At 37.1% G+C, this 13,112-nt stretch carries 12 protein-coding genes; 10 read left to right on the forward strand and 2 right to left on the reverse strand.

Features of this window, described 5'->3' with window-relative positions:
* Positions 1-28 precede the first annotated feature (28 nt).
* The gene (locus tag LV704_RS13160) at positions 29-496 is read left to right on the forward strand and encodes a hypothetical protein (RefSeq protein ID WP_233782039.1); all 468 of its coding nucleotides are present in this window, start codon (positions 29-31) and stop codon (positions 494-496) included.
* A complete protein-coding gene (locus LV704_RS13165) occupies positions 493-3,633 on the forward strand; it encodes a Z1 domain-containing protein (RefSeq protein ID WP_163423294.1) in 3,141 nt (1,046 codons plus the stop codon). The genes LV704_RS13160 and LV704_RS13165 overlap by 4 nt, the downstream gene beginning before the upstream one ends.
* Before the next feature lie 473 nt (positions 3,634-4,106).
* Here LV704_RS13165 and LV704_RS13170 read toward each other — a convergent pair whose 3' ends face one another.
* Positions 4,107-4,703 (reverse strand): N-acetylmuramoyl-L-alanine amidase, encoded by a 597-nt coding sequence (locus LV704_RS13170; protein WP_163423293.1) that lies wholly within the window; start codon positions 4,701-4,703, stop codon positions 4,107-4,109.
* Between the two features lie 219 nt (positions 4,704-4,922).
* Here LV704_RS13170 and LV704_RS13175 point away from each other — a divergent pair, with 219 nt between their 5' ends.
* Genes LV704_RS13175 through LV704_RS13210 form a run of 8 tightly spaced genes read left to right on the forward strand, consistent with a single transcriptional unit; the run spans position 4,923 to position 11,688 of the window.
* Positions 4,923-5,210, forward strand: coding sequence for a hypothetical protein (locus tag LV704_RS13175; RefSeq protein WP_097047315.1), 288 nt, complete (start codon positions 4,923-4,925; stop codon positions 5,208-5,210).
* A gap of 1 nt (position 5,211) precedes the next feature.
* The gene (locus LV704_RS13180; protein ID WP_163423292.1) at positions 5,212-5,496 is read left to right on the forward strand and encodes a hypothetical protein; all 285 of its coding nucleotides are present in this window, start codon (positions 5,212-5,214) and stop codon (positions 5,494-5,496) included.
* Positions 5,497-5,519: 23 nt separating this feature from the next.
* Entirely contained in the window at positions 5,520-7,922 is a 2,403-nt protein-coding gene (locus tag LV704_RS13185) for a TraG family conjugative transposon ATPase (RefSeq protein WP_163423291.1), read from the forward strand.
* 10 nt (positions 7,923-7,932) lie between these two features.
* Positions 7,933-8,514 (forward strand): conjugal transfer protein, encoded by a 582-nt coding sequence (locus LV704_RS13190; RefSeq protein WP_163423290.1) that lies wholly within the window; start codon positions 7,933-7,935, stop codon positions 8,512-8,514.
* Positions 8,514-9,353 (forward strand): hypothetical protein, encoded by an 840-nt coding sequence (locus LV704_RS13195; protein ID WP_163423289.1) that lies wholly within the window; start codon positions 8,514-8,516, stop codon positions 9,351-9,353. Before LV704_RS13190 ends, LV704_RS13195 begins: the two co-directional genes overlap by 1 nt.
* Before the next feature lie 4 nt (positions 9,354-9,357).
* The gene (locus LV704_RS13200) at positions 9,358-9,984 is read left to right on the forward strand and encodes a conjugal transfer protein TraK (RefSeq protein WP_163423288.1); all 627 of its coding nucleotides are present in this window, start codon (positions 9,358-9,360) and stop codon (positions 9,982-9,984) included.
* Entirely contained in the window at positions 9,965-10,894 is a 930-nt protein-coding gene (gene traM, locus LV704_RS13205) for a conjugative transposon protein TraM (RefSeq protein ID WP_163423287.1), read from the forward strand. Before LV704_RS13200 ends, traM begins: the two co-directional genes overlap by 20 nt.
* Positions 10,891-11,688 (forward strand): DUF4138 domain-containing protein, encoded by a 798-nt coding sequence (locus LV704_RS13210; protein ID WP_163423286.1) that lies wholly within the window; start codon positions 10,891-10,893, stop codon positions 11,686-11,688. The genes traM and LV704_RS13210 overlap by 4 nt, the downstream gene beginning before the upstream one ends.
* Here LV704_RS13210 and LV704_RS13215 read toward each other — a convergent pair.
* Complete coding sequence (locus tag LV704_RS13215; protein WP_163423285.1) at positions 11,683-12,903, reverse strand: site-specific integrase; 1,221 nt, start codon at positions 12,901-12,903, stop codon at positions 11,683-11,685. The genes LV704_RS13210 and LV704_RS13215 overlap by 6 nt on opposite strands.
* Between the last annotated feature and the right edge of the window lie 209 nt (positions 12,904-13,112).

Genomic DNA, 13,112 nt, shown 5'->3' on the forward strand with positions numbered 1-13,112 from the left:
TGGAAAACATCATAATTTAACCCCGGCAATGGGTGCAAATCTGTCTCATGCAGCCGCTGTATGTATCAATGACAGAGGTCATTCAAAAAATACCTCTGCTACTGGAAAAGGAGTATATACTAGAAATTATATTTTAAAGAGGTGCGATGTAACTGATGAAATAAAAAGAACGTGGGAAGATATGCAGGAGGCAACTGAAGAGGGTGCTTGCGGTGTGGCTCTAGTTCAGGTAGCCAAGGAGTCAAAATATCAGGTAATCGAACGTTCGCGAAAAGGAACCGGAATAGATTACTGGTTAGGGGATAATGATAGTTTCCTTTTTCAGCGTAAAGCAAGGTTGGAGGTCTCTGGTTCATTGAATGGAGATGAAGGTGAGTTGAATAAGCGGCTAAAAATAAAGATAGAACAAACCAAACAATCTGACTCTACAAAATTGCCTGTGATAATTGTAATTGTAGGATTCGCACAACCCATGATGTTAACCGCTGAAAGATGAAAGAAGAATATATAGAAAAACGACATAAACTTGCAATGGACTTTGCAGAAATGGCAATTCTTGCAAAAAGAAATGAAGATTTAGAAAAGTTTGAAGAATATTCTAAAAAAGCGATGGAATATGAAAAGCAGGCGGCCATAGAGCTTTTTAGTGAGCAAATTGAACCCACTCGTTCAGTACTATTTAGAAGTGCTGGACATCTGGCACTGGATAATGCAGATTATATCGAAGCACAAAAACTCTATGAATATGCTTTAGAAGGAAATCCACCAACCGAAATTTCGACTGAATTGAGGGAGCTTAAAGTTGAGATTGATAGGATAAAATTGGAGAACGAAAAGTTTACTGAATTTATAATAACACTGTTAAAGGGTAAAAAAATCCCCATCGACCAAACAGATATAGATGATGCTTTCAAGAGAGCCATGCTTGCCTTTAGAAAACAAGATATTAATGAACCACACATCAGAAAGTATATTGAACAGCAGTATACCATTGAATCCGATCCGTACACCATTTTAGATGAAGGGTATTCTCCATGGATTGATAAGTCAACTAAACAGAACTGGAAATATTGGAACAGATACAAACAGTTTTTGCAAAAAGAAGAACAGTATGCGCCTGATACCATAGACAAAATTGACGATATAACAGATGATATCTTAGATCATTTGAAGAACCCTTTGGAAGATGGGTCATGGGATAAAAGAGGAATGGTAGTTGGACACGTACAATCTGGAAAAACCAGTAACTATTTGGCTTTGATAAACAAAGCAGCAGATACGGGTTATAAAATAATCATCGTACTTACTGGAATGTACAATGACTTACGTGCACAAACCCAATTTAGGATAGACAAAGGGTTTCTTGGATTTGATACCCAAGTCGAAAGAAGGCTAGTAGCTTCTAACAAATGGGGGGTGGGTAACTATGACTCAAGCTTGATTCCAACTCCACTTACCTCGAGCGATCTCGATGGAGATTTTCAAAGGAGTCCAGTACCAATTGATGGTATAGGACCCTTTGTTTTTGTAATCAAAAAAAATAAGTCAGTGATGGAAAAACTGATAAGACAGTTAGCCTCTTCAGGGGAATCCATTAGTGATAATAAAAAAGTAATAAGATATTCAGCATTGATAATAGACGATGAAGCTGACAATGCCTCAATTAATGTAAGTAAGGATAGTGTATCCACAATAAATGGTTTAATCCGATCTCTTTTATCTCTGTTTCAAAAAAGTGGCTATGTTGGATATACGGCCACTCCATTTGCTAATATTTTTATTCCAGTTCCAGATAATTTTCAATCAATAGAACCTGGAGTTAATGTAAATCAGCCTGATTTTTTTAGGCAATCAGGAGAAGATTTGTTTCCGAGAGATTTTATTATAAATATTCCCCCACCTTCTAACTACATTGGGCCAAAACAAGTTTTTGGAATTGATACCAACCTCGTCGAAGATCTTGAAGAAGCATATAAACCACTTCCCATAGTAAATGAGGTAAATGATTATGATACCTCAATACCCGACAGACATAAACATTGGGACAGTCTCCCGGAGTTCCTTCCCAATAGTTTGAAATATGCTATTAAATGCTTCATACTTTCATGTGCCATAAGGCGAACCAGAGGACATTTTACAAAACACAATTCCATGTTGGTTCATGTTACCAGATTTGTACGGTGGCAGGATAAAATAGCTTACTTGATTAACGAAGAATTAAAATCTTACCAAAGACAAATAGAATATAAAGAGGGAGATATATTCTCGGAACTTAAGAAAATATGGGAAACAAATTATGCCACAGTAACAGATTCAATTATTCTTGATGAACGTTATGATGACCCTTTCATTAAAAATCATCAATGGTATGAAATCGAATCACAAGTTCACAAAGCGGCATCAAAAATTGAAGTTAGAGCTGTTCATGGTAATAAAAATGAGACGGAACTTAAACATAAAAATATAACCCCACTGGACTATTATGATAATAGAAATAATGGACTTTCCGTTATTGCTGTCGGTGGAAATAAGCTATCTAGAGGACTTACACTGGAAGGGCTTACTATAAGTTATTATTTGCGGGCATCTAAAATGTATGATACATTAATGCAAATGGGGCGCTGGTTTGGTTATCGGCCTGGGTATTTAGATTTGTGTAGGGTTTTTACAAGCAAAGAACTAAAACAGTGGTATCGATTCATTACAATTGCTTCAAACGAATTAAGAGAAGACTTTGAAGAGATGAATAATTTACGGAAATCACCAAGAGAATTTGGTCTTAAAGTACGACAACACCCTGATGTTCTTAAAATTACAGCAACCAACAAATTTCGATACAGTCATAATATGGTCCTTAGCTTTTCTGATAAATTGAGAGAAACTTCTCGTTTTATTCGGGATAGAAATATTATAGAAAATAACTTCAACCATACAGTAGACTTCATTAATAATTTAGGTTATCCAGTGAATAATAACCATCAGCCATATGTCTGGCAATCTGAGAATAACTTCAATCAGGTGATTAACTTCTTAAAAGGGTATATCCGTGAAGAAAATCCTATTGAAAATGAGAAGATTATTGAATACATTGAAAAGCAGGCCTCTAACAACAACTTAACGAACTGGTCAATTTGTTTAGTTTCCACGAAAAAAAATGCTGAGGATGTTCATTTTAAAATAGAAGGAGTACCCGTTCCACTAGGCCTAACTATGCGTACTGACATAGAAAAAGGAGAGGGTAAATACTATATCATGGCCAAAAGTCATATTATTGATCCAAGACATGAATTTGTAGATATACCAGAGGATAGTCCTATTTACATTAAAGCACTAGAAGAAACAATTCAAGACTGGAATTTAAGTGAAAGAAATAATAAAAGCGAAACCCCGCCCAAGTTTCCTTCTGGAAAAAATATTAGAAAATATAGAGGTGCTAAAAATGGATTGCTATTGATATACCCTCTTAATCCAAAACCAAATGGATGGGAAGACTCACCTTTTAGTGTTCCAATTATTGGTTATGCAATTAGTTTTCCTAAGAATGATAGTGAGATAAAAGTAACTTATTCGGTAAACAATGTCTTCAAAGAAGAATATGAATATGAGGCAGAACTTGATGTTATAGAAATTTAGTAGGAATAACGACCCGCTAGACGTAGTTCCGGGATTTTTAAGGAAATATAGAGAAATGGCTCAACAATGTTGCAAGAAATGGACTTCCGGTGTCTCGTGTGGCATTGTTTGCCAAGTAGGTCCCACAGGGACCGTTACTTGTCCATTTTGCGGTATTGGGAGTAAAAATTTCGGGATCAAATTACCGTTTAGTGCCCTGTTATGGTACGTTGCCGCTTGAGCGACTCCATTGCCCGAAGCTCCATGGAGCTCTTCGCACCGTAATTTGGTTTAGCGGGTCGTTAGGGTACATTTCTTTTGATGCGGGAGTGCTTTGGCACGTAGCGACAAAAGTCAGCCGAGGGCTGAATGTACCCTAACCCCATTCTAAAACGTGAAATAATAGATTGGCTATTTGGTAGAGCTTATAAAAAAGCTTTTTTATCACAATAGCTATACCCTTAAGGACCTCCACAATCTCCAAAAAATCTGTTTCACAATCCAGCATTTAAATAATTCAAAATCCCCATCAAAACAGCCAACGCCATAGCCCTGATATTTTTAGCCTTCAGATAATAATCGGCTTCATCCATATTGGTCATAAACCCCATTTCCACAAGTATGGAGGGACAATACGAAATGGTTTCTCGTAAAACCTGAAAGTTGGCAAACTTGACACCTCGTTTGTCAAAACCTAGCTTTTCGGTGCTTTCATTCAGAATAGAAACCCCAAAAGCAATAGACTCTTTGTTTTTTGAATGATGTACATAAACCTCCATACCTCTGGAATTGTTCTGCGAAGCATTACAATGTAACGACACAAATACATCCGCTTTTAAACTTTCAGTCAATCTACTTCTATCCGATAATGAAATGAGCGTATCATTATATCGGGTCAAATAGATATCCAATTCGTTATCAAAAAAGAATTTGTTCAGGTTTAAAACCTCTTTGGCAATATTTAAAACCACATCCTTTTCATAAATACCATTTACACCAATGGCACCCGAATCAATTCCACCATGCCCAGGGTCGATGACCACGACTTTTTTCTGACCAAAAACGAAACACATTTTCAGAAGTAAAATCATAAAACTGACGTTTTTGAGCGTTGAGCGATTCAAAAGTTTTAGAGTTATCAACATAGGTGCTTCAATTTTTAATACGATTTGATGTCAATTCACACTATTGAAAATCAATCGGATATAAATAATATTTTATTCACTAAATACTGATTATCAGTATTTTGATATTCAATATAGTGTATTTTTCAAACAACAAAATCCAACAAATTTTAAATCAATTTCGACATGAAAAAATCACTATTCCTGACAGCTTTTTTACTGCTCATTTCCAATACTATTTTTGCCCAAATTGGAGGCATTGAAGATTCCGTTAACGATGTTTCCGATACCATAAGAGCCATCTTTCCCATTATTCTAGGAGTTATTTTTCTAATAGGCTTCCTATTTAATGCAGGACACTTTTTTGGTGAGAATGCAGACCTCAAAAAAGGAATTACCCGTGTATTGGTATTTGTGCTTATTGCGGGTGCAGTTGTAGGCATATTTACCTATCTCATAGGTATCGTAGTGTAGTATGAAACGCTACGAAATCTATAAGGATATTCGAAAGCGAGCAGTGATAATGAGGTTGCCTATTTCATTGTTCGCTTTGATGATGACATCGGTCATCGGGTCATTGCTGTTCATCATCTTTTCCTTCAGCTTTTTGGTCATCATATCGGTATTCCTTTTTAATGGAGGCCTCTATGTGGTATTAACCCAACTGACCAAACACCCTGCCTTGTTGCATTTCAAAAAAGTATTTCCAACCACCATCAGTAACAAACGAGAAAGTCAACTCCAATATGAAGGCCCATAATGGGCTTTTAAAAGACAAACTATATGAATAGAATAAACCTATCCGCATATCATCCTATCCTGAGCATAGAAAAGCATATCGTTTTTGCCAGTAATGGCAATGTGGTATTGTGCTATAAAGCAGACTTACCAGAAATCTATTCCCTATCCTCAACTGATTTTGAGGATATACACGGCTCTTGGTTTCAGGCATTCAAATCCTTGCCAACAAGTACGGTTATCCATAAACAGGATATCTACAAAAAAAAAAATCGCTATGAGGCAGATAATCTCCCAAACGAAAGTTTTTTAGAAAAGGCAACCTATCGATATTTTAAAGGAAGGGAATGCCTAATCCATCAATCCTATTTGTACTTCACGCTGCCTTTGGATAAAGCTTTGAATGCTTCCAAGTTTATGAACCCCTTCCGAAAAGTGGAAAAGGGCATTCACAAACAACTAGACCATAATGTCCAAGAGTTTATTGCTTCGGTAAATGATGCCGTTTCCTTTATCAATAACAGCCGTAGGGTGTCCCTGATACAATTAAATGAGAACGAAATCTTAGAGCTTACTAATGCGTATTTCAATGGGTTTAACGAGGGTTTTGACACTAATATTCAACTTGGAAAGTCTAAAATTGAAATTGGGGAGAACCATTTTGATGTACTGGCAGTAAATAGCGAACTCTGTTTCGGTGATGTGGTACAAAGCAGTAAAACCAATGACAAATTCACTTCGGATGATTTTGTGTTCCATCAGGGTTTTATTGATGGAGTGGGATTGAACCTAAATGAAAACCATATCATCAACCAAATCATTTACCTCGATGACAAACATAAATGGAGAAAACTACTGGACAAGAAAATTGAAGAACTCAGTAAGAGTTCCAACTTCGGAACACAGAACAAAGTCATTCAGAAGAAAATTGAGGCTATTGTTGCTAAAATTAATGAAGACGATAGTTCAAGAATTATACGTGGGCATCTCAACATTGTTTTCTGGTCGCCAGAAGCCAAACAGCTAAATACGATAGTATCAAAAATCAAAACGGAGTTCAAGGAGCTGGACATTGTTCCGTACTATCCGAAAGGGGAAGAACGAAAGCATTACTTCCTTAATTCCTACTGTTGTTTTAGTTCCAATTTCTCTAATGAAGATTTATACGTCACTGATTTAAAACATGCACTGTGTCTGTATATCAACAACAGCAATTATAAGTCTGATGAGCAGGGTATCATTTTCAATGACAGACAATACAATGTTCCAGTTTTAAAAGATGTATGGGATGAACAAAAGAAACGTATCAAAGCCAGAAACTTTGCCATTTTCGCTCCAACAGGAGAAGGTAAATCCTTTTTAGCCAATAATATACTTCGTCAGTATTTCGAGCAGCAAGTCCGATTGGTCATTATCGATTTAGGAGGGTCTTATTCCAAATTTGCCAAGCTCTATCCCGATGACCATATCATCTTACGATATGAGCAGGGAAAGAACCTGGGCATCAATCCTTTTTACATTTCCAATGAGGCAGATTTGACCCCCGAACGACTGGAAGACCTTGCTATTTTCCTATTGGAACTATTGGCTGAAGGTAACCAGGTTTCAAAAGCTAAAGAAGTAGCCATCAAAAAGGTGCTGCTGTATTACTACAAGCATATCCGCTTAAATCACTCACTGGCTTCTTTGTATCAGTTTATAGATGATAAAAAGGATTCACTCATTGAAGAACTCAAAATACGGGAAGAGCATTTTAGTGTATACAATTTCCTGCATATCCTTTCGGAATATGTGGATGATGGACTGTATAGCTTCCTCTTCAATGTGAGTGAAGACCAGACCTATAAGATTGAGGATAAGCGAATGATTGTCTTTGAACTGGATGAAGTGAAGGACAACAAAGAAATCCTTTCTGTAATGCTGAAGCTCATCAAGTCTGCCATCCAGCGTACTATCTGGCGTAACCGTTCCGAAAGAGGTATTATCCTATTTGATGAGTTTGCCAAACAACTGAAGTTTGACAATGTTCTGGAGAGTGTGGAATTCTATTATCAGGCTATTCGAAAACAAAATGGAGCTATCGGCATCATTCTACAATCTATCAATCAATTGCCCAACAATTCCACATCGGCCAGTATTCTGGAGAATACACAAGTCATTTATAGCCTTCGGAATGAAAAAGGGTACGAAGAACTTCAAAAGCGATTGAATCTGTCGAGCCACGATTTAAACCAATTAAAATCTATTCGCAACAACCTTACGGGAGATAGAAAGTACACGGAGATGTTCATCAAGATTGGAAAGGAGAGCAACATCTTTCGTCTCGAAGTACCCAAAGAAGTGTATGCAGCTTACCTGACAGACGGTAAGGAAAGCGAATACATAATGAAACTCTACGAACAACATCAATCGATGGAAAAAGCCATCAACATATTTATTAATTCTTAAAACGAAAGCTATGAAACACAAAATCAAACTCTTGGGAATAGCCCTAACCTTCGCTCTTTTAATGCCAGCAGGCGCTGCCTGCCAAGGAATGCCAGTGTATGACAATACTAATTTTATCAGTTTTACCAAATCCCTAATAGAATCGGCAAAACAGACCTCACAATTGCTAAAAACAGTACAGTTTCTAAAGACTCAAAAAGAGAACATAGAAAAGGTGAACAATGTCATCAGGCAGCTAAAGGCGGTTCGGGAAATGGCAAGAAACAACCAACGCTTGTTCAACATTGTACAGGACGATTTACGGGAAATTCTCAATTCACCCTATATCAAACCTGATGAAGTGAATCGGGTTTCAGAATCCTTCAATTCCATTATTGAAAACTCTCTATATGGATTGGAGTATATCGACCAGATATTGTCCAGCAACACCCTTAAAATGACAGATGCAGAACGTGCGGAAGTCTTGAAAGACATGGAACTGAAATCCAAAGAAATGGTAGCTGAGATTGAAGCCAAAACTAAACGCTACCGTGAGATTATTGCCTTTCGTGAAATGCAGGATAAAATCAATAACAGGGAAACCAATTACTAATGGCAGGTATCTTTTTGGGCATAGGATTGGAATATGTTGATGCGGTTTTCACCACCATCAAAAACAGTGACTTTTCCCAGTATACCATTACTGGGATGAAGACACTGGCCATTCTGTTCTTTCTTATCAATATTCTCAAAAAGTACAATGAAGGCGTTGCCAACAACGAGGGGTATACCTGGGGACTGACCCCTGCAGAACTCGCAAAGAATTTTGCGGTGGTCATTCTGGTCATTTTCTCAACACAGGTATTGGATGTTTTTGACACCATTCTTGTGGCCATCGAAACTCAGTACCGAGACACGGCTCCTGCGCTCCTCCCGTTACAAATGCAAGACATCGATTTGGAACAGGATATGGGCGCATTGGAAGCCGCCAAAAAAGCAATGGCCATGTTATATGAAGCTCTGGTAACACCGCTGTATGGCTTAAAAATGTTGGCTTTTATCATTGGGGTATTTCTTTGGTTGTTGGATTTGTTCATTTACCCTTTATTCCTTGCAGAACGTTTCTTTTTGTTGGGAATCATACAAGCCTTTTTTCCTTTGGTGATTAGTCTTGCCGTATTTGAAAAGTTCCGTTCATTGGCTTACAACTTCTTTAAGCTCTATGCAGGAGTATATATGTTGGTGCCTGCTTTTTTTCTGGTCAATGTGTTTGTAAATAACCTGTATACAGAAATCAATACCAACTTTTGGAACACACTTTTTGGAACGGATTGGGGAAGTGCCTTTTTTGCGCCGTTGCTTCAATTTAGCTCTATCGGGTTTATTGTTTTTCTCAAATTCAAACTCTATCGCAGGGCAACATCATTTGTCTTTAAACTTTTTTCTTCCTAATCATATGAAAACACCCTATCAAAATATTTACAACGTACTCCGCCTGAACCGATTCATTGTTTTAGCAGTCGTTATTGGAGCAGTTTTGACCTGTACCATCTCAGTAATTATGGTCATAAAACTTCACAAAGAATCCGTCAATAATACCTTTGTGGTTAATTCGGATGGAAGTGTCATTCCCCTTAAAATGGTACAGCAAAACGAAAATTTAGAAGTAGAAGTATTATCACATTTAGAACAGTTCCATACCTATTTCTACCACATCGATGCAAGCAATTATGAAAAGAATCTGGAGAAAGCTTTATGGTTGGGAAATAGTTCTGTGGATGCATTGTACAGACAGAAAAAAGCTGATGGCGTTTACAACCGATTATTACAATATTCTCTAGTACAAAAGGTATTGAAAATTGAATCGAAAATCGATATCCAGAAAGAACCTTATCGATTTGAAACCACTGTCATTTTTGAAATCAACCGAGGGTCAATAATAGACATTTATGAATTGACTACATCTGGAAATATTATCCATGTGGATAGAAACTTTCCTCTTAATACCCACGGATTATTGATAACCAACTTTTTTGAAAACAAACTAAAAAAACTAGAAGATTATGAAAATAGAAAAGAATAAAATTGTGTTTGCAGCCATCATTTTATGTGTGGTGCTCTTTATTGGCTCCTATGCTGTAATTGTATTGGGAGATGAAGAAGAACCAACGATTGAAAACAATCAAATCCCCATTCCAGAATTGAGTGATGAGCAAAAGGAATACGAATCCAAATTAGAAGCTCTGGACGACCTAAAAGAAGTACGACAAACCAATGCGCCTAGTATTTATGATGAACGTTTGTTGGATTCTACTGGAGTCTATGACCCTAATTTATTAGATAAAGAAAAGATGCGGATTGTGGACAGCATCTATAATGAAGGACGTATCAGTTATTCCGATAGAAGTTTTAGAAAACCTAAGGTTAAAATTGAATCAAAACCACTTCAAAAAGATTCTATTTCTAAGACAGCTGTAAAAGAAGAGCGTATTGTCTCTAAAGAATTAGGATTGGAACATCAACTGTTTTTTGCTTCAAATCCATTGGAAAATGAAAATCTCATCGCTCAAAATACGGATGCTTTTATATATGTGCGAGTAGATGGTACACAAACAGTTCGAAACAATTATCGTTTACAAATGCGTTTGACGAAAGATGCGCTCATCAATGGAAGTACCGTCTTAAGAAATACTCCTATTTATGGTTTCGTAAGCTTTAAACCCAATCGTACCATAATAGAGATTGAAAATATCAATCACAAAGCTGTTAAACTAAATGCTTTTGACCTTCAGGATGGAAGTGAGGGTATCTATATTGAAAACAGTTTTAGAGCTGAAGCTCGACGGGAAGTAGTTGGAGATATTGTGGATGATATCAATATCGCTGGAATGCCACAAGTAAGCGGAGTTAAAAGGATATTCCAAAGAAACAATCGTAAGGTAAAAGTCACCATAACCGATAATTACCAACTCATTTTAAAACCCATATTATGAAAACTATAATCATAATCTCTATAACACTATGTACAAACCTTGTAGTAGCTCAGCAAACCTTGGATACCATTTATGCCAATGATAAAAAGAACGTCGCTCTGTTTTTTCCAGAACCCATTCGCCAAGGAGTTACAGGAACATCCAATTTTGTCTTTACCTATAACCGAGAAAAAGAGCAATATTTTGGATTGTTGCAGGCCACTCCAGGAACAGAGAGCAACTTGATTACAGTGACCAAAAATGGTCAGGTCTATTCCTATATTTTAAAGTATAAAGAGCAGTTACCAAAGCTGAATTATTTTCTTTCCGATAACGAAAGTATTGGAAATGAAAGACCAATTGCCAGGACCACAGAACCCCAAAAAATGGAAGTTTTTCCAAGCGATAAGGCCGATTATTACCAAAGGGCCTGTTCCTATCTGTTACGATCAAAGGGCGAACGCGTGGCGGTCAAACGTAAAAAAGGATTGAAACTACAGTTGCAAAAAATGACCTATTACGGTTCCGAGGTGTTCTTGGTCATAAAAGTTGCCAACCGGTCGGGTATCGATTTCGATATCGATTACCTCAAAGTCTTTACCGTAAATGGCAACAAAAAACGCAAGGCCTCCCATCAACGTTTGGAACAAAAGCCTTTCTACAAACACCAAATACCAACTTCCATAGCCCATGGCCAGATTCAACGTTTTGTTTACGTGCTTCCCAAATTCGTATTAGGGAACGATGAAAAGTTGCAGGTGGAGATGAGAGAAAGGAATGGGAGTAGGGAAGTTGTTTTATCAACCCGACTATAGGTTGTTAGCCAACTTTTCCTTCAAAACAGCCATATCCTCACTCACTTTTTTATTGATGATTTGGGCATAGTGTTGGGTCGTCCGTAAGTTTTTATGTCCCAGCATTTTCCCTACTGTTTCAATAGGTACTCCATTTGTTAGCGTTACGGTAGTTGCAAATGTATGTCGTGCTAAATGAGTGGTCAGGTTCTTTTTAATATCACAAAGATCTGCAATCTCCTTAAGATAGGCATTGGCCTTTTGATTGCTCAACACTGGTAGCACACACTCCCCATTGATTACTTTGGGGTGGTCTTTGTACTTTTCCAATATGGCCAAAGCGGTTGGAAGTAGAGGAATACTAAATTTAGCATCAGTTTTGGTTCGCTTGGCTTCAATCCATAATTCTCCATCAATATTTCGAATGAGATTGTCCCGATTTAGTTTCTTTACATCTATGTAGGCCAGACCTGTATAGCAGCAGAAAACAAACATATCACGGACCATATCGATACGCGGCCATCTAATTTCAAGATCTACCAATCGCTGCAATTCCTCAGTAGATAGAAACTCACGGTCCACCCATTTAAATTTCACCTTATAATTGTAAAAAGGGTCTCGGGCAATCCATCCATTGGCCACTGCCAAACGAATAATCTTTTTGAAATTGTTGATGTACTTCAATGCACTGTTATGATTGCAATCCTTGACCGATTTCATAAAATACTCAAATCGGGTAATGAACTTTAAATCGACGTCTTCAACTGGTATATCTTCCCTCTTGTATTCATGTTGAACAAATTCTGCGATGTGATTTCTGGTGGTGAAATAACGTTTCCAGGTACCAAGTGCAAATTCCTTGTCGACTAGTTTTTTCATCTGCCGGTTATGTTCGTCAAAAACAACAAGTAACATTTTGACCTCTTTGTCCTTACCTAAATAAATGTTTTTGACATCAAGGGCCGTAAATGGTTTTCCTTCCTCGACTAATTGAAACTGAATCTTATTTACCTTGGCCCTAATCATATCGAGATATTGATTCAATTGAACGGCTTCTGTTCCAGAACCACGCATCCTACCCCTCTTAGCGTTCCATTTTTCAGGGTCAACCTTACGGGAAATACTAAGTTCGCTTCGCTGGCCATTTATCGTCAAACGCAAGTATATCGGTACTTTCACATGTTTTTCAAAGTGTTTGCCTTTTAGGTAAAAGAGTTGTGAGAAAGAGGATTTCATTTTTCGTTCTTATTTGGACATGAACCAAGGTACAAAAAATAAAAACAAATTATTTTGTAATTAACATTATATCAATAAATTGCAAAGAAATCGGTGAGTTAATTTGCTTACTTAATTACTCACCGAATAGGTGCCATAAAATATAGTATTATTTAACCTTAAACGATACTAATTAAAATAGAAAAATCCTGTAAATCAACAATTTACAG

Origin of the sequence: Flagellimonas sp. CMM7 (assembly GCF_021390195.1) — a bacterium.
Classification (GTDB): domain Bacteria; phylum Bacteroidota; class Bacteroidia; order Flavobacteriales; family Flavobacteriaceae; genus Flagellimonas.